The 16279-nt window shown below is 53.0% G+C and carries 19 protein-coding genes; 11 read left to right on the top strand and 8 right to left on the bottom strand.

What is annotated here, in order from left to right; all coding sequences use genetic code 11:
- Positions 1-2: 2 nt before the first annotated feature.
- Complete coding sequence (locus tag H6F67_RS02650; RefSeq protein WP_190763071.1) at positions 3-638, bottom strand: YqiA/YcfP family alpha/beta fold hydrolase; 636 nt, start codon at positions 636-638, stop codon at positions 3-5.
- A gap of 74 nt (positions 639-712) precedes the next feature.
- On the opposite strand from H6F67_RS02650, the gene H6F67_RS02645 reads away from it, so the two are divergent.
- From H6F67_RS02645 to H6F67_RS02630, 4 genes are all read left to right on the top strand, one after another.
- On the top strand, positions 713-1666 hold the full coding sequence (locus tag H6F67_RS02645) for an SDR family oxidoreductase (protein WP_190763069.1): 954 nt from the start codon (positions 713-715) through the stop codon (positions 1664-1666).
- A gap of 141 nt (positions 1667-1807) precedes the next feature.
- A complete protein-coding gene (locus H6F67_RS02640; protein ID WP_190763067.1) occupies positions 1808-2953 on the top strand; it encodes a succinate--CoA ligase subunit beta in 1146 nt (381 codons plus the stop codon).
- Between the two features lie 5 nt (positions 2954-2958).
- Positions 2959-3888, top strand: coding sequence for a CoA-binding protein (locus tag H6F67_RS02635; RefSeq protein WP_190763065.1), 930 nt, complete (start codon positions 2959-2961; stop codon positions 3886-3888).
- 4 nt (positions 3889-3892) lie between these two features.
- Positions 3893-4396 carry a hypothetical protein gene (locus tag H6F67_RS02630; protein ID WP_190763063.1) on the top strand — a complete coding sequence of 168 codons (504 nt, stop codon included), beginning with the start codon at positions 3893-3895 and terminating at the stop codon, positions 4394-4396.
- A 47-nt stretch (positions 4397-4443) separates the two neighbouring features.
- Here the strand turns inward: H6F67_RS02630 and accD are convergent, their stop codons facing one another.
- Both accD and H6F67_RS02620 read right to left on the bottom strand, forming a co-directional pair.
- Positions 4444-5373, bottom strand: a complete 930-nt coding sequence (gene accD, locus H6F67_RS02625; protein ID WP_190763061.1) for an acetyl-CoA carboxylase, carboxyltransferase subunit beta — start codon at positions 5371-5373, stop codon at positions 4444-4446.
- 35 nt (positions 5374-5408) lie between these two features.
- Positions 5409-5633 carry a hypothetical protein gene (locus H6F67_RS02620; RefSeq protein WP_190763059.1) on the bottom strand — a complete coding sequence of 75 codons (225 nt, stop codon included), beginning with the start codon at positions 5631-5633 and terminating at the stop codon, positions 5409-5411.
- Positions 5634-5829: 196 nt separating this feature from the next.
- Between H6F67_RS02620 and H6F67_RS02615 the strand changes: the two genes are divergently transcribed.
- The gene (locus tag H6F67_RS02615; RefSeq protein WP_190763057.1) at positions 5830-6855 is read left to right on the top strand and encodes a PstS family phosphate ABC transporter substrate-binding protein; all 1026 of its coding nucleotides are present in this window, start codon (positions 5830-5832) and stop codon (positions 6853-6855) included.
- Positions 6856-6963: 108 nt separating this feature from the next.
- On the opposite strand, the gene H6F67_RS02610 is transcribed toward H6F67_RS02615, so the two are convergent.
- Positions 6964-7491 (bottom strand): pentapeptide repeat-containing protein, encoded by a 528-nt coding sequence (locus H6F67_RS02610; RefSeq protein WP_242020459.1) that lies wholly within the window; start codon positions 7489-7491, stop codon positions 6964-6966.
- Between the two features lie 104 nt (positions 7492-7595).
- On the opposite strand from H6F67_RS02610, the gene H6F67_RS02605 reads away from it, so the two are divergent.
- The gene (locus H6F67_RS02605) at positions 7596-7979 is read left to right on the top strand and encodes a YraN family protein (protein WP_190763055.1); all 384 of its coding nucleotides are present in this window, start codon (positions 7596-7598) and stop codon (positions 7977-7979) included.
- Here the strand turns inward: H6F67_RS02605 and H6F67_RS02600 are convergent.
- Positions 7976-9991 (bottom strand): serine/threonine-protein kinase, encoded by a 2016-nt coding sequence (locus H6F67_RS02600; RefSeq protein ID WP_190763053.1) that lies wholly within the window; start codon positions 9989-9991, stop codon positions 7976-7978. The genes H6F67_RS02605 and H6F67_RS02600 overlap by 4 nt on opposite strands.
- 182 nt (positions 9992-10173) lie before the next feature.
- Complete coding sequence (locus tag H6F67_RS02595; RefSeq protein WP_190763051.1) at positions 10174-10503, bottom strand: hypothetical protein; 330 nt, start codon at positions 10501-10503, stop codon at positions 10174-10176.
- Positions 10504-10665: 162 nt separating this feature from the next.
- Here H6F67_RS02595 and H6F67_RS02590 point away from each other — a divergent pair, with 162 nt between their 5' ends.
- The 3 genes from H6F67_RS02590 (at position 10666) to H6F67_RS02580 (ending at position 12566) form a co-directional block, all read left to right on the top strand.
- Positions 10666-11325, top strand: coding sequence for an ABC transporter ATP-binding protein (locus H6F67_RS02590; protein WP_190763049.1), 660 nt, complete (start codon positions 10666-10668; stop codon positions 11323-11325).
- The gene (gene rsmG, locus H6F67_RS02585) at positions 11322-12047 is read left to right on the top strand and encodes a 16S rRNA (guanine(527)-N(7))-methyltransferase RsmG (RefSeq protein WP_190763047.1); all 726 of its coding nucleotides are present in this window, start codon (positions 11322-11324) and stop codon (positions 12045-12047) included. Before H6F67_RS02590 ends, rsmG begins: the two co-directional genes overlap by 4 nt.
- Before the next feature lie 90 nt (positions 12048-12137).
- On the top strand, positions 12138-12566 hold the full coding sequence (locus tag H6F67_RS02580; protein ID WP_190763045.1) for a hypothetical protein: 429 nt from the start codon (positions 12138-12140) through the stop codon (positions 12564-12566).
- On the opposite strand, the gene H6F67_RS02575 is transcribed toward H6F67_RS02580, so the two are convergent.
- Positions 12515-13426, bottom strand: coding sequence for a ChaN family lipoprotein (locus tag H6F67_RS02575; protein ID WP_190763043.1), 912 nt, complete (start codon positions 13424-13426; stop codon positions 12515-12517). The two genes, H6F67_RS02580 and H6F67_RS02575, sit on opposite strands and share 52 nt — an antisense overlap.
- Before the next feature lie 125 nt (positions 13427-13551).
- On the opposite strand from H6F67_RS02575, the gene H6F67_RS02570 reads away from it, so the two are divergent.
- The gene (locus H6F67_RS02570) at positions 13552-14661 is read left to right on the top strand and encodes an S-(hydroxymethyl)glutathione dehydrogenase/class III alcohol dehydrogenase (protein WP_190763041.1); all 1110 of its coding nucleotides are present in this window, start codon (positions 13552-13554) and stop codon (positions 14659-14661) included.
- On the opposite strand, the gene H6F67_RS02565 is transcribed toward H6F67_RS02570, so the two are convergent.
- A complete protein-coding gene (locus H6F67_RS02565; RefSeq protein ID WP_190763039.1) occupies positions 14651-15124 on the bottom strand; it encodes an NC domain-containing protein in 474 nt (157 codons plus the stop codon). The two genes, H6F67_RS02570 and H6F67_RS02565, sit on opposite strands and share 11 nt — an antisense overlap.
- A 119-nt stretch (positions 15125-15243) precedes the next feature.
- On the opposite strand from H6F67_RS02565, the gene fghA reads away from it, so the two are divergent.
- Positions 15244-16092: an S-formylglutathione hydrolase gene (fghA, locus tag H6F67_RS02560; protein ID WP_190763037.1), complete on the top strand. Its 849-nt coding sequence runs from the start codon at positions 15244-15246 to the stop codon at positions 16090-16092.
- Positions 16093-16279: the final 187 nt, after the last annotated feature.

Raw genomic sequence — 16279 nt, 5'->3', positions numbered from 1 at the left:
GCTTACAGGCTGCAAAACGCGGAAACTTCCTGCCAAATTTGCGGCATCACATCAGTTAGCGCGTGATCGCTGTCGAGTTCAATCAGTTTGACCCACGATCGATCGATCGCAAAATCGCGGCTTGCCTGCACAGGGATCACATCATCATTGCGGCCATGCAAAATCAACGTGGGGATCGATCGCTGAAGCTGGCTTTCGTCGTACTGGCTGGCATCTTCAACGAATTTGTAGCTTAAGGGAATCTGCTGCTGTTCGCCGTAGTGGTAAACCGAAAGTGTTCCGATCGATCGCCACTCCTGAACGGTTTGCGATCCCAGACGTGGCAGCCAATGCCTTAGAAATCCGAAAGCGGGCGCAAGCAAAACGATTCGATCGACCTGCATTTGCTGCTGAGCGAGCCATGCCGCCGTCAGTCCGCCAAAGCTCGACCCGATCAGCGTTACGGGCTGGGATGGCGGAAACAGGATTTGCGTTTGCTGAATTTGGCGCGTCAGCGTCAGGTCGGTGAAGCTGGGCTGATTGAGGTCGGGGATCAGCAGGGGAAGATCGATCGCTCGAAACCTGTCAACGAACGCTTGCGCTTTGGTCGATCGCGGACTAGAGGCGAATCCGTGCAGATAGATGTAACAGTTGGTCATGAAAGCGTGTCGATCCCCGAAGCGCAATTCTATATTGAGCGTAGAGAAATTCTGATACGAGCGGATTGATTTTTATGGCGCAGGGGATCGCAGAACAAGTCATTTTAATTACCGGAGCATCTTACGGCATCGGTGCAGGTTTGGCACGGCGACTGGCGAATCGTTTCACGGGCATTCGCTTGATTTTGGCAGCGCGGAGCTTCGATCGACTCGAAGCAATTGCCGCCGACTGCCGCAAAGCCGGAGCCGAAGTGCTAGTCGTTCCCACCGACATGACGCAGACCGAGCAGGTGCAGGCGTTGGCCGCAAAAGCGATCGCGCAGTTTGGCCGAGTTGATGCGATCGTCAGCAATGCCGGATACGGACAGATGGGGCCAGTGGAACTGATCCCCGCTGAGGCAACCGAGCGGCAATTCAAGGTGAACGTGTTTGGCCCCCTGACGCTGATTCGCGCCTTGATCCCGACGATGCGATCGCAGGGCGGCGGACGCATCATCTTGATTAGCTCTTTGGGCGGACGCATGGCGTTTCCGTTTGGCGGCATGTACAGCGCGTCCAAATTCGCGCTCGAAAGTTTGGGCGACGTGCTGCGGATGGAGCTAGAGCCGTTCAAAATTCGCGTCAGCGTGGTGGAACCGGGACCAGTGCAAACAGAATTTTTCTCGGTCGTCAATCAGGCAGTGGCAGAAGCAATTACCGACCCCCTCAATACGCCGTATCGTCCCGCTTTTGCGAAACTGGAGCATCTCGATCGCCAGGTCAACAGCCGCGCTTGGAGTTGCGAACGGGTGGCCGATGTGATTATTCAAGCGTTGAGCGATCGCCGTCCGCGTCCGCGCTACGTGGCGGCAACGGGCGGCACGATTCTTTTATTTCTGATGACCAAGGTGTTGCCGACGTGGTTTACCGATCGCTTCTGGCAGCGCTTCTACGGCATCAATTTGGTGGCAAAAGAGTGGCAGGCGCGGGAACTGTCGAATCAATCACATGAAGGCGATCGATCCCACATCACAACCGAGCAAAACTGATGCGGAAGTGCTGCCGGATCGCTAAAGCCACTGCCGCCGAATTTTCGCTCTCCGAAATTTTATCAGTAGACGCTTCTGCGGAATCGCTTCATCATGGAAGTTCAGGGAATCGCGGGCACACACGAGTAGGCGGCAGATGAAATGGACTTGCTAGAGTATCAGGCCAAAGCGCTGTTTCGCGAAATGGGCATTCCGGTTTTGCCCTCACAGCGAATTGACCACTGCCGCGACCTCAAAGGCTTGAAAATTCCCTATCCGGTCGTGCTGAAATCGCAGGTCTATACCGGAGGACGTGGCAAAGCGGGCGGCGTCAAGTTCGTCGCCAACACGATCGATGCGATCGCCGCCGCTCAAGCAATCTTCAATCTGCCGATCATGGGGCAATATCCCGAAGTGCTGCTGGCCGAAGCCAAATACGACGCCCAGCAAGAGCTTTATCTCGCCGTTCTGCTCGATCGCACGACGCGCTGTCCGCTTTTGCTGGGATCGATCGCGGGCGGCAGCGAAACCGACTTGACCATGCAGCAGCTACAGCAGGTGCAGGTCGATCAGGAATTTTCGTCGTTCTACGCCCGTCGCTTGGCTTTGAAGATGAATTTGTCAGGCGAACTGATTCAGTCGGTCAGCGCGATCGTCGAAAAGATGTATCGCCTGTTTGTTGCCAAAGACCTCGACCTGATCGAAATCAATCCGCTCGGTGTGAGTCGATCGGGCGACGTGATGGCGCTGGATGGCAAAGTTACGGTCAACGATGAAGCCTTGGGTCGCCATCCCGACCTGTCCGCGCTGCAAGCCCAACTGCCGACGCGATCGCCCGCCAGTCTGCGATCGATCCTCAACTTCATTTCGCTGGAAGGCAATATCGGCGTATTGTGCAACGGCGCAGGGCTGACAATGGCAACGCTCGATCTGCTTCACAAAGCAGGAGGCAAACCCGCAGGATTTGTCAATCTGGGACGCGAAGGCCGCTACGGACTGTCACCCGAACAGCTTCAGATCCAGATCGAACAGGGGCTTGAACTGCTCAGGCAGGCGAAAGGCGTGAAGGTGATTTTGGTGAATTTGCTCAGCAGCATCGTTTCCGCCCTTGACATTGCCAACGCGATCGCCAGCTACCTTCAGCGTCAACCCTACAATCATCGCGCTCCGCAAATCATCGTGCGCTTGGTCGGCAACGAATTCGCCTCGGCTCAGGAAATGCTGATGGCGATCGAAGTGCCGACGCTGAATCATTTGGATGATGCGATCGCCAAAGTCGTCTCCTTAAGCAAATCAAAGCTCGCCTAGCCGTCATGAACCTTACCACCTCCAAAATTTTGATTCAGGGCATGATGGAGCCGATGGGATCGCGCTATGTGCCGCTGATGCTGAACTACGGAACCCCGATCGCAGCCGGAATCAGTCCGGGACATCGCGGCGAAACGATCGGCGGCATTCCCGTCTTTGATATGGTCGAGCAGGCGGTTGCTTCGCAGACCCAAGGTAGCGAATCAGTGGGCGCGATCGACACCTCGGTGATTCTCGTCCAGCCCTATCTCGTCCTTGATGCCGCACTCGAAGCAATGGCGGCAGGCATTCGTCAGCTTGTGATCGTGACCGAAAGTGTTCCGCCGCTCGACATGGTACGCATTACCCGCAAAGCCGAAGCGACCGGAACAATCGTGATCGGCTCCAGTTCACCAGGGATCATCGTGCCGGGAGAACTGCTGCTCGGCATTCATCCCGCCGAATTCTACAAGCCCGGTTCGATCGGGCTGATCAGCCGCAGCGGAACTTTAATTTATGAAGTCGCGCTGACGCTGACGCAGGCAGGCTTAGGCCAATCGATCGCCATCAGCATCGGTGGCGATCGAATCCTCGGCTCGTCCTACGACTACTGGCTAAACCACCTCCAGCAAGATTCGCGCACCGAGGCGATCGTCCTGGTGGGCGAAATCGGCGGTGACAGCGAAGAACAAGCCGCAAAGTACATTACTGAGGCGATCGACAAGCCTGTGATTGCCTACATCGCCGGACGCACCGCCCCTCGACGGCAAGTGATGGGACATTCTAGCGCCGTGATCACCACGCAAATTACCGATTTTGATGCGGATTTGGGCACGTTCGATCGCAAAATTGCCGCCATGAAGCAGGCGAAAATTCCGGTTGCCGATCGCCCCTCGCAAATTCCCGATTTGCTCAAGAAAGCATTGAATGGGAAGCGATCGCTAGAGAAAGCTTAATCTGATGGGAACAGCATTTGAAGTTGCCTTAATTTATGACCTAAAACCGAATTTATCGCCGCAGATTGTTGATACTTTGAACTATCTGACGCGATCGCAAGATTACGATTTTGATGCGGCGATCGAGCATCCTTTCTTTGAGATTGAATTTGGTGAAGAGTGGAGAAATATTATTGCGAATCATCATCCACGCACTGGGGAAGAAGATTCTGCCCAAACTCATAGAAGTTCGCTCGATCGCAATCAACTGTGTTTTCGAGTTTTATTAGACGATGACACTTTCTTCAACATCGGTTTCGCTTTTTTAGATTGGCTGGCACTACTGAGCAGCACACAAGGCTTGGTTGGCTATTACATTGATGTCTTTCAGTTTGATTGCCATTTAATTTATTTTCGGAATGAGCAATCGATCGAACGGAGTTCAAACCGCGCAAGCATTCCAGCCGACCTCATGCAGCGCATTGATACTCGACTGGGCGGCAGCAGTTTGGTCAGCTTGACAACTTGAACCACTTAAAGAATTGAGGGTTAAGCGATGCACCAAATTAGCGATCGCTACAGGCTTGATTCTTCGGGAATTGAGTGCGTCAAGGGCAAATCCGTCACATGAAGATGTGAAGTCGGCGCGTAGGGCTGATGGAGGCGAATCAGTTGCGCCAAGGTTTGCTTAAGCTGGGTGCGCGGCACGATCGCATCGACAAAGCCGTGATTGAGCAGATATTCCGCCGTTTGGAAGTCGTCGGGCAGCTTTTCGCGCAGGGTTTGTTCGACGACGCGCCGTCCGGCAAATGCGATCGTCGCCTGCGGTTCAGCAATGATGATGTCGCCCAGCATCGCAAAACTCGCCGTCACGCCTCCGGTTGTCGGATTGGTGAGAATTGGAATGTAGAGCAGGCTGGCTTCGCGGTGACGCTCTAGCGCACCGGAAATTTTCGCCATTTGCATCAGGCTCAACATGCCTTCTTGCATTCTGGCTCCCCCAGACGCACAGACAATCAGCACAGGTAGTCTTTCCCAGGTTGCCCGCTCGATCAATCGCGTCAGCTTTTCGCCCACCACCGACCCCATGCTGCCGCCCATAAAGCGGAAGTCCATCACGCCCAAAGCAACAGGCAAGCCGTCAAGCTGGCCGAGTCCGGTTTGGACGGCATCCGTCAGTCCGGTTTTTTCCTGAAAGTCGCGCAGGCGATCGACATACGCTTTCCGATCGCGAAAGCCCAGCGGATCGATCGGGCACAGTTCATCCGAGAGCGATCGCCAAGTGTTCGCGTCAATCAGTTGCCGAATCCGCTCATCGCTAAACACACGGGCATGATTTTGACATTCAGGACACACCATCTGATTCGATCGCAAATCTTTGGTGTAGGTCATGGCGTTGCAAGCTTGGCACTTGCTCCACAGTCCGTCGGCAATTTCACGTTCTTGGCGATCGACCTGCGCTGCACCTGATTTCCGCCGATTTGCAAACCAGTCAAACAGAGACATAGGGGTTAATGGGATGGGGGATTGTTTTGAAAACGCTACGGATCACGGTCGAGGCTGGTTTCCTCCTCGATCGGGCTGAGCAGCAAAAGGGCTGTCCACTGGTCTTTGGCTAAAACCTGAAGACAAGCCGCAGAACCGCAGCCAAAGTGAGGAACGCCTTGACTGACCACTCGCGCCGGAATGTCATGAGCGGCTAGCATTTGCTGCATTAGCTCGGCTTCCCAGTGCGTATTCGTGATTTTAAGGGTTATCCATGACACGCGATCGATCTTACCAAATGACGGAGGCGGCGATCGGATGGGATTGAACGACCAGCCAGTACACCCTCAAAGCTGCTGAGCAATATCAGTTTGCCTTCAACCTGTTTCGATCGCCTTCAGAAAATGAGTAAATCTTTGGTGAAGATAGGCTCTGAGTCATAATAACGATGTTGAAGTTGATGCAGAGGAATTTCCAATGACTGGCAAGAAGGAAATGCGCGTATTGCTTCTATCGCTTTTTGCAACGCTCGGCATTGTTGGCTTGGCAGTTTGGTCTTTTAGAGATGTGATTGCCTCCTCGATCGCGCCCCAACAATCGCGGCAAGCAACCAGTTCGATCGATACTCCTTCTAGCCCCGTTGAAAGATTTTCACAAGTGCAAAATGTGCCGAATGGGACATTTAATTATGGCGGCAGTACGACTTGGGCAACGATTCGTGGAACTGTCGATCTCGAAATTCAAAAGGCAAGACCTGAGTTTCGCTTGAACTATGTGCAGCAAGACGGCGTTGCTCCTTCTACACAGTCAGGAATTGAGCTGCTGACGCAAGGGAAAACCGCATTTTCTCTCGCGTCTCGGCTGCCTTCCAACGAAGTGCTGCAAACACTCGCCAGCCAGGGAATTCAGCTAAAACTTATTCCTGTTGCTAGTAGTTTTGATGTGGTTGCTGTTAATCCATCGCTGCCTGTTTCCTCAATCACACTGGATCAAATCAATGCGATTCGCTCTGGTTCAATCACCAACTGGCGGCAAATTGGCGGTCCCGATCTACCCATTCAGCAGTTCGATCGCGATGTGAATTCTGACATGATCGAGGCGCGATCGACTGCTAACAGCAATCTTCAAACCCTCACAACTCCACTCGAATTAATTCGCAAAGTTGCAGAAACACCCGGAAGTTTTGCAGTCGTTGCTGCACCCTTAGCCGTGCCACAATGTACGGTCAAAGTGTTGGCGATCGCGACTACTCCCAATCAAACAATTACCCCATACAAAGAGCCGTTAATTTCTTCACCTCAATGTTTTTCTCAAAGGAATCAAGTCAATCTTGCCGCTTTTGCAAGCGGAGCATATCCGAGTGAGCTAAAGAATACGCTTTATGTTGTGATCAAGCAAAACGGTCAGCTTGAACAGCAAGTTGGTGAGACTTATGCAAACTTCTTGCTCTCCGATGAAGGACAATCCCTTCTGGAAAAAGCGGGATATCTAAGAATTCGCTGATAGAAAAATTGCGAGTTCTCCAGATAATTTTCTCGAAGAAGTTGGCATCGAAATTCGCTTTCAACAAACATATCTGAACCCACCAAACGACTAGAAAAAGCCAAAAATCTAAAAGCACTCTAGCGTTTCTGCCGTATCGCGTCCGGTTGTGGGATTTGTACCTTTGGCAGACTGACACAGCTTTTGCTGCACATCGTCACGCAACAAGACATCGGTGAAATCGGCTCCTTCGATCGAAGCGCGATCGAACTGGGCATTAAACGCGAATGCGCCTTCGAGAACGGCGTTGGTGAGATTGGCATCGACCAGTCGAGCACTGTCGAGCGTGGCATTGGTCAAATTGGCGTTCGTGAAGTTCACTCGCTCCAGATTTGCCCCGAAGAAGCTGACGCCCTGCAAATTGCTGTTGCTAAAGTCGCTTTGGCGCAGGTTGGCTTTGGTGAAGCTCGAATCAGTCAAATCTTGATTAGAAAAATCATGTTCAAGCAAAGCTTCGCGATTGTAGTCTGCTGCCTGCGCGATCGATCCTCTTTCGTTCCAAGACAGCCCCTGCCAGAACAGCCCGCCCCAAAGCAGCCCGACACAAAGCAGCACCATCAGCAAACGGCGCAACCCGCTTTTCAATTGGTCAGTCATATTCGCTCCCTCGATCACCACTCCATCACTGCTATGTTCTACTGTGAATAGTACCGGAAACTGTTGCCCTGCTTGGCATTACGTGTTGTGAACAGGAGTACCGCTTGGCAAAATCGACGGGCGAATTGGGAATTGCCGCCGAAACCCTGGTTGCTGACTGGCTGATCGCGCAGGGCTGGGCGATCGAATTCCGCCGCTGGCGCTGTCGATGGGGCGAACTCGATCTCGTCGCTCGTCAGATGCAGCCGATTCCTGTGATCGCCTTTGTTGAAGTCAAAGCTCGCAGTGGCGGCAATTGGGACGCAGACGGTCTGCTGGCAATCACGCCGCAGAAGCAAGCCAAACTGGTGCAGGCCGCCCAGCTATTTTTGGCCGATCGTCCGCAGTGGGCAGACTGCACCTGTCGATTTGACGTGGCGCTGGTGAGTGTGCGATCGAACCAGTTGCACTTGCAGCACTATTTGCCGAATGCGTTTGATTTGAGCTAGCGAGGCAATTCCCACACTTCGATCGCAGTCGTGCCTCTTCCCGTCGCGATCGTCTTCCAGTCGGAACTGATGGCGAAGTAGTCGATCCGCATATCGTCTGAAGCGGTGAGCTTGCGGATTTCCGTTCCGGTTTCGAGATTCCACAGGCGAATCGTTTCGTCTGCGCCGCTGCTGATCAAGGTTTTGCCGTTGATTTGCAGATCGATCGAGTTGACGAAGCTGGTGTGTCCGGTCAGCGTCCGCAGAATTTGCCCGGTTTCGGTGTCCCAAACTTTAATCGTGTTGTCGGCACTGGCGCTAATCAAGGTTTTGCCATCCAGACTGAACAGCACAGCGTTGACATACCCCGTGTGGCCGCTGAAGGTGCGCCGCTCGTTGCCCGTCGCGACATCCCACAGCTTGACGGTATTGTCCGCGCTGCCGCTGACGATCAGCTTGCCATCGGGACTGAAATCGATCGCATTCACCGAGCTAGAATGTCCGCTCAGTGTGTGAATCACCGTTCCGGTTGCGGTGTTCCACAGCTTGACGGTGTTATCTGCGCTACCCGTTGCGATCGTGCTGCCGTTGGGATTGATGTCGATCGCGTTCACGGGTCGGGCATGAGCTTGCAAGCTGCGAGTCGCCTGTCCGGTCGCCAAATTCCACAGCTTAATTTCGCCATCGGCATCGCCGCTGATCAAAGTGCGACCGTTGGGGGTGGTTTCGATCGCATTCACAAAAGTTTGATGACCTTGCAGGGTGCGAATCGTTTGTCCGGTTGCCAGATTCCACAGCCGAATCGTGAAGTCAGCACTGCCTGTCATCAGCGATTGTCCGTCGGGACTGATGGCAAGGCAGTTGATGAAACCTGTGTGGCCTGCGAGCGATCGCACCGGACGCAAACTGTTGACGGTGACGACCGACTGCTGATGCTGCGTGAACTGCCACAGACTGACGCCACCCAAACTCAACACCAGCGCGATCGCTCCACCGACAATCCAGCGGCGATCGACAGGCGGCTTTTCTTTTTCGACCTGCGTGACGGGCAGGGACGATCTTGATGAGGGCAATACGGTGGTGGCGTTGGACGCCGCGACGCGATTGGGACTGCGAGCCACCTGTACCAGAGCGTCGAGAATTTCCTGCGTGTTGTTGGGGCGATCGACGGCTTTGGGGGCGCTCAGGCGATCGATCAAATCTGCCCACTGCGGCGAGAGATGGGGAGCATGTTCGCGCCAGTGAAACTGGTTGTGCAGCGAGTCATAAACCGCTTGATCGCTGGGCTGTCTGCCTGTGAGCAAATAGATAAACGTGCGACCGAGCGCGTAAAAATCCGACTGCGGCACAGCCTGCCCCTGCTCTTGTTCCGGTGGCGTGTATCCGGCTGAACTGATGCGGGTGACGCCGCTCGATCCGCCGCCAAGCTGCGCCAGATAGGTGTAGGTCATTTCGCGAGCCGCGCCAAAATCGACCAGCACAAGCTGACCGTTCGATCGCAACATAATATTTTCCGGCTTGATGTCGCGATGAAAATAGTTTTTTTGATGCACCTGATGCAGCACTTCAGTAAGCTGCATCAGCCAGTTGAGCGCTTGCTTTTCGCCGATCGGATTGTTGCCCTGCTGCTGCATCCATTCGCGCAAATTTGGCCCATCAATTTTTTCCATCACCAAACAGTGCAGCGGGTCGGGCAAATCCGGCAGATGCACTTGAAAATAGCCGTCCGGCTCGATCGCGGGAATGCCCGGATGATGCAACTGACTCAAAACGATCGCTTCTTGGCGAAACAGTTCGACCGCTTTGGGATTGGTGCTGTGAACTTCTTTGAGAATTTTGAGAATTTTCGGCTGAGCGCGGTTTTGCAGATCGATCGCGTCATACACGCGCCCAAAGCCGCTTCTGTCGCTGATCAGCCGCACGACGCGATAGCGATTTTGCAGCAGCAATTCTGCGCCGCAGCTTTGACAGTGGCGATTGCCATCGTTGCCGGGATGGTCGGGTTGAAAGCAATGCGGATTAATGCAAATCATGACCGCAGGTAGATGAACCCTAACTCCTACTCTCCCACAAGTCAGGGAGATCAAGCTGCCGTAGGATTCCCAAGTTAGACGATCGCACAACCTGTAGTACAGCCATTTCCGGCGCGATCGCGACCTCGCAAATTTACTTGAGAAACAATTTGTGAAGCGATGTGAAAGCTGACCGCTTTGCTTCAGCCTGTCATTTCGTTGCCGTAGGGTCGGTGGACGTGAAATTCTTCTTCGAGGCTGGGCGTTTCAATGTCGGTTTGGGCAAGGGCTTGAAGTTCGATCGTTTTGGCCTGCAACGCCGAAATCCGCTCTTGCAGTCGGGCTTTGATGCCTTCTGAGCCACACGCCACGCAGCTTCGGCAGACTTCACCTTGAAAAACGCCTTGCTGATCGTAGATGACGGCGAGCAGCAGTTGACCGTGAACCTTAACCGGATAGGAGCGGCGATCGCAAATGGTGCAGAAGACCGGGGCATTGCCGATGTAGACGCTGCGTTCCCAAACAATCTTCACTCGCCACCTCCACAAGTATTGGCTTTCTATTGATTCTAAGGACAATGACGAATTTGTGTTTGTATCGGGTGCGATCGCTTCAGGTGAACTTGGGCAATCGATCTACTTTTTGGATTGCGAATTTGTCACAATGGAATCACTCTGCCTGTTGATGCCGTCTGAATGCTCTATTTGAACAACCTGACCTATCATCCCGCCGCGACACCGATCGCCATCCTCAAATCCATCAGCCTCGAACTCGCCCCGCAGCAGTTGGGATTGATCGTCGGTCCCAGCGGGTCAGGCAAAAGTACGCTTCTCGAAATTCTGGCCGGACTTGCGGCAAAAACGTCAGGCACAATTCACTGGCGCGACCAAGAACTGACGCCCGACCATCTTCAGCAGCTTGGCGGCTTGGTCTTTCAATTTCCCGAACGCCATTTTTGCTGCGGCACCATTTTGGACGAACTGCGGCTCGGCCACCCGGAACTGACGAAAGACCGAGTAGAGCAAGCCATGTCTGCTGTCGGCCTCGGCCATCTGCCCTTGCAAACCGCGCCTCAATCGCTCAGCGGTGGTCAGCAACGCCGTCTCGCTCTTGCCGTGCAGTTAATTCGCCAGCCGTTTTTGCTGCTGCTCGATGAACCAACAGCCGGACTCGACTGGTCAATGCGGCGACAGGTGATTCGGCTGCTGGCTCAGCTTAAGACGCAGTGGAGCTTGCTGATCGTGACGCATGACGCGAGCGATCTCCTCGAAATTGCCGATCGCTGCTGGACGCTTCATCACGGCGAACTGCAAGCCGTTGAGCCTGCCGAACTCACCTCCGTCGCCGCCAAATGAGCGCTGTTGAGTCGCTGCCCGACCTGCTCGACGTTTGGCAGGAATCGATCAACTGGCAGCCCGACGCGGCCATGCTTCAGCAGTTTCAGCAGCTTTACGCCGAAATTCTCGCAGGCAACCGTCAGCTTAATCTCACTCGCGTCACCGAACCGATCGACTTCTGGGAGAAGCACCTCTGGGATTCGCTGCGCGGCATTGCCCCTTTTCGCAACCAGAATGATTTGCAGGTCATCGACATCGGCACGGGCGCAGGCTTTCCCGGTTTGCCGATCGCGATCGCCTGTCCTAGCTGGCAAGTCACGCTCCTCGACTCGACCCGCAAAAAAGTTACTTTCCTCGAAACGCTGGCGCGATCGCTCAACCTGCCACAGGTGAAAACCCGCTGCGATCGCGTCGAAACCGTTGGCCGACTGTGGCGCGATCGCTTTGATCTGGCAACGATTCGAGCCGTCGCCGCCGCTGTTGCCTGCGCCGAATATGCCCTGCCGCTGCTGAAAGTCGGTGGCACGGCAATTTTGTATCGCGGCCAGTGGACAGCAGAAGAAGCGGACGCGATCGAAAAAGCTTTACCTTTGTTGGGCGGCAAACTGGAATCGATCGAAATGTTTGAAACCCCGCTCACCTATTCCATTCGTCACTGTCTCTATTTACGGAAAGTTGCGCCGACACCAAAAGATTTTCCCCGTGCGATCGGGCTGGCCGTTCAAAAACCTTTAGCGTGAGAAAAACACCAGTCGAAAAACTGTCACAGTCGGCAATTTTGACTAATTGAAATTCTCTTTATTCTGATTGTAAAATCTCAGAGTAAAGCCATGACGACGCAAGATGTTTTCTTTCCAATCATTGCGGCGATCGCTGGATGGTTTTTTGGAGCAATTATCGGTGGTGCGCTCCCTTGCTTGTTGGTCTATACTGATCCGGCCAGGGCTAGGCGGGGCGATGCTGGCCTTCTCCTTGCAATAGAAATTTACGGTATTTGGCTCTCTGTTGTTGGTTGCATTATCGGAAGCGCTCTCAATCTTTTTCTTTGCTACATAGGAGCCTCACTGGTTTATTTGTTGATTGCAGGCTTCATACTTGCTGCACTCAGCAGTTTACTTTGTCCTAACAATTCCGGTAGATGGAACATTATCAGGGGTATGTGGTTGGTTCCGATTCTTGTCTTTTTCAGCTATGTTCTAAAGCCTATTTACAGAGGGGGTTGTGGCGATTCAATGTCAGATTCACTAAACCAAAAGTAATCGGCAATGTTGGGTTCTTGTTGGGCTTCTGGACTGGAATTGAGCAGGATCGATCGCTGCTCCACCGTTCCGAGTCGTCGCTGAACGCGATCGGGAATGCCATATCCAAACACAAGATGTCCCTGTCCCGCCAGCACGACCACCTGATAGTTTGGGTGAGATTGAGCGAAGTTCGCGACATTGGTCGCCATCGTTTCATCCCACAGCACTTGTGCCAAAAAGAAATTCTCAAAGCCATCACTGACGCCATGTCCCTGATGAAATTGATCGTAAATTTCCTGCACCATTTGGCGATATTGCAAATTGTCTGTGCGAATCTCTGAAGCAGGTGGAATTTGGACGCGATCGCTCTCACTCAAGCTTTCCAATCCACCTTGCGCTACCTGCCGCGTAATTTCAGTCGGCACATTCAGCGCAATCACGGGAATTTGTCGATCGCGGGCATAGCGCAAAATCGGTGCATAAAATTCCCAATCAAATCCCCAGCGCGAATCGAATTCGGTTTGTTCGCGGAGTTCTTCTTCAGTAATTTCTCCGGCAAGATAGCGATCGATCACCGACTGAAACTGCTGCTGAAACATCTCCATGCCAATTGCCAATTGCAGATTTTGCTGATGGAGCGATCGAATGATTTCAAGCTGAGCCGCATGATCAGCAGGACTATCGTGCGTTTCACCCAGGTAGACAATTTGCGCCTCCGCCAGATCTGCCAGAAACGTTTGAATGTTGACGGATTGCGAGCGATTCGGAATTTCAACGCGCTGAGCTTGAGCAGGCGCAGTCCACAGCAGCAAAAGGGCAGCGAGACCTCCGGTGAGCAAAGCTAGCGACCAAGCCCAGAATTTCACGGAATACTTCATCTCAACATTATGAAGGCGCGATCGCGGTTTACCAATCTATCTGGAGCGATGAAACGTAATATCCGTCGGGCGATCGCCTTGATACACTGTTGAAGTCATGAACAGTCATTGAAAGGTTACGCCCCATGAAGGTGAAAGCGGCAGTCGCCCACGCAGCCGGAAAACCGCTCAGCATTGAAACCGTCGAGCTTGAACCGCCCAAAGCCGGAGAAGTTTTAATCGAAATTAAAGCGACGGGCGTTTGCCACACCGATGCCTACACGCTATCGGGAGCCGATCCAGAAGGTCTATTTCCGGCCATTCTCGGCCATGAAGGAGCCGGAGTCGTCGTGGAAGTCGGTGCGGACGTGAAATCACTGAAGGTCGGTGACTCCGTAATTCCGCTCTACACACCCGAATGCCGCAACTGCGAATACTGTCTCAGCGGCAAAACGAATTTGTGTCAGGCCATTCGATCGACCCAGGGACGCGGACTCATGCCCGACGGAACCAGCCGATTTTCCGCAGGCGGCGAAATGCTGCATCACTACATGGGCACGTCAACGTTTGCCAACTACACGGTTTTACCGGAAATTGCGGTTGCCAAAATTCGATCGGATGCGCCGTTTGAGAAAGTCTGTCTGATCGGCTGCGGTGTGACGACCGGAATCGGCGCGGTGATCAACACGGCGAAAGTCGAACCGGGCGCAAATGTCGTCGTGTTTGGATTGGGCGGCATTGGGCTGAATGTGATTCAGGCGGCGCGGCTGGTCGGGTCGAATATGATTGTGGGCGTAGATCTCAATCCGGCGAAGCGATCGCTCGCGGAAAAATTTGGCATGACGCACTTTGTCAATCCTCAAGAAGTCGAGGGCGATCTGGTTCCCTATCTCGTCGATTTAACGAAAGGCGGAGCCGACTACAGCTTTGAGTGCATCGGCAATGTCAACGTCATGCGGCAAGCCCTCGAATGCTGTCACAAAGGTTGGGGCGAAAGCATCATCATCGGCGTGGCCGGAGCCGGACAGGAAATCAGCACCCGTCCGTTTCAACTGGTCACGGGGCGCGTTTGGCGCGGGTCGGCCTTCGGGGGCGCAAAAGGCCGGACGGACGTTCCCAAAATTGTCGATTGGTACATGAACGGCAAGATTGATATCGATAGCTTGGTGACCCATACGATGGCGATCGATCAAATCAACGACGCTTTTGACCTCATGCACCGAGGCGAATCGATCCGCAGCGTGGTTACGTTCTAGCTGCATGACGCGCTGCCCAAAACGCATCACGAGCTGCTTGATCTTCGAGCAGTTTGTGTTTTCTTGCTTCTGCTAGGTTTTTCTCTAGATGATGTGAAATCGCCTGTTCAACCTGCAAATATTTCTGAGAGCGAACTGTACAAACAGGCTGAACCAATGAAATCAAAGCCGCGCCAACTTGAGCGACAAAAACTTCTTGAGTTTGGCCGGAATAGTGCTTTCCAGTTAAGACATACCAGGCAAACATTTCGCAGTTATTGGAAAGAATGCTGTATGCACCAAACTTTTCAGCATAATGGCCGATTCGATCGCGCTGTTCCTGTGTCAAATCAATTTCTCCACGCCATTCAACTCCGGTATAAGTCCAACCGACTGAATTGTCGAAATCGCCATCTTTGCTGAGGTAATAGTGGCGAGCAATTCCCATTGAAGCGTGAATCGAACGGCTGTAAATACTAAGCATTGTCGTAAGCGATCGAACTTCATCCTTATTAACATTCCCATATTCTTTTCTATTTTCAAAGTGCCCCTCATCAACTTTGCTAAATTTTCATCAGTTCTCGACATTCGTAGGAGTTTTTCGTGTCTACCTCGATCGAATTAACGAATCAATCTACTTGTTTTGGCGGCTCAATTGCCTTCTACCGTCATCGCTCTGAAACCTGCAACGGTGATATGCGCTTTTCGGTTTATCTGCCGCCGCAATCGCAATCGCAATCCGTTCCCGTCCTCTATTTCCTCTCTGGCCTCACCTGCACTGAGGAAAACTTCATGGTCAAAGCCGGAGCACAACAGTTCGCCGCCCAACACGGAATTATGCTCGTCGCACCCGATACGAGTCCGCGCAATACGGGAATTCCCGGAGAAGATGACGACTGGGATTTCGGAACGGGCGCAGGCTTCTATGTCGATGCGACAGCAGAACCTTGGCGATCGCACTACCAGATGTACAGCTACGTCACCTCAGAGCTTCCCGCTTTGATTGCCGAACGTTTTCCCGCCAACATCGATCGCCAAGGCATTTTCGGCCACTCGATGGGCGGACATGGCGCGTTAATTTGCGCTTTGCGTAATCCCGATCGCTACCAGTCAGTTTCTGCTTTTGCGCCGATCGCCGCCCCAATACAGTGCCCTTGGGGAGAAAAAGCATTCAGCGGCTATTTGGGCAGCGATCGCGATGCATGGCGTGAATACGACGCGACCGAACTGGTCGCAAAAACACAACTCAATCACACCATTTTAATCGATCAAGGAAGTGCAGATTCATTTTTGGAGAATCAACTGATGGTCGATCGCTTCCAGCAAGCCTGCACCAAAGTCGGACAAGCTCTAACATTACGAATGCAGCCCAACTACGATCACAGCTACTATTTCATTTCAACTTTTATTGGCGATCACATTCGTCATCATGCAGCCAAACTGTGTCGATAATTATGCGATCGAACACTACACCAAAGATTACGAGAAGTTGCCTAACCATCACGAGCGTTTCATCCACATCACGATGATACAGGCAGCCTAAATAGGATGTGAACAAATGGTAGGCTGAGGGTGTGCCTCAAACTCTACCCTCTCAGACAATGGAAACGCTCGAACAGTTTATTCAAAGTAACCCACA

The sequence above is a fragment of the Microcoleus sp. FACHB-1515 genome (genome assembly GCF_014696105.1).
Classification (GTDB): Bacteria; Cyanobacteriota; Cyanobacteriia; order Elainellales; family Elainellaceae; genus JAAUTJ01.
Note: the sequence above shows the minus strand (reverse complement) of the source record. Positions and strands in the feature narration are given on the sequence as shown.

Coding starts and splice junctions, on each gene's coding strand:
- H6F67_RS02650 (WP_190763071.1), bottom strand. CDS start 638: ATGACCAACTGTTACATCTATCTGCACGGATTCGCCTCTAGTCCGCGA.
- H6F67_RS02645 (WP_190763069.1), top strand. CDS start 713: ATGGCGCAGGGGATCGCAGAACAAGTCATTTTAATTACCGGAGCATCT.
- H6F67_RS02640 (WP_190763067.1), top strand. CDS start 1,808: ATGGACTTGCTAGAGTATCAGGCCAAAGCGCTGTTTCGCGAAATGGGC.
- H6F67_RS02635 (WP_190763065.1), top strand. CDS start 2,959: ATGAACCTTACCACCTCCAAAATTTTGATTCAGGGCATGATGGAGCCG.
- H6F67_RS02630 (WP_190763063.1), top strand. CDS start 3,893: ATGGGAACAGCATTTGAAGTTGCCTTAATTTATGACCTAAAACCGAAT.
- accD (WP_190763061.1), bottom strand. CDS start 5,373: ATGTCTCTGTTTGACTGGTTTGCAAATCGGCGGAAATCAGGTGCAGCG.
- H6F67_RS02615 (WP_190763057.1), top strand. CDS start 5,830: ATGACTGGCAAGAAGGAAATGCGCGTATTGCTTCTATCGCTTTTTGCA.
- H6F67_RS02610 (WP_242020459.1), bottom strand. CDS start 7,491: ATGACTGACCAATTGAAAAGCGGGTTGCGCCGTTTGCTGATGGTGCTG.
- H6F67_RS02600 (WP_190763053.1), bottom strand. CDS start 9,991: ATGATTTGCATTAATCCGCATTGCTTTCAACCCGACCATCCCGGCAAC.
- H6F67_RS02590 (WP_190763049.1), top strand. CDS start 10,666: ATGCTCTATTTGAACAACCTGACCTATCATCCCGCCGCGACACCGATC.
- rsmG (WP_190763047.1), top strand. CDS start 11,322: ATGAGCGCTGTTGAGTCGCTGCCCGACCTGCTCGACGTTTGGCAGGAA.
- H6F67_RS02580 (WP_190763045.1), top strand. CDS start 12,138: ATGACGACGCAAGATGTTTTCTTTCCAATCATTGCGGCGATCGCTGGA.
- H6F67_RS02575 (WP_190763043.1), bottom strand. CDS start 13,426: ATGAAGTATTCCGTGAAATTCTGGGCTTGGTCGCTAGCTTTGCTCACC.
- H6F67_RS02570 (WP_190763041.1), top strand. CDS start 13,552: ATGAAGGTGAAAGCGGCAGTCGCCCACGCAGCCGGAAAACCGCTCAGC.
- H6F67_RS02565 (WP_190763039.1), bottom strand. CDS start 15,124: ATGCTTAGTATTTACAGCCGTTCGATTCACGCTTCAATGGGAATTGCT.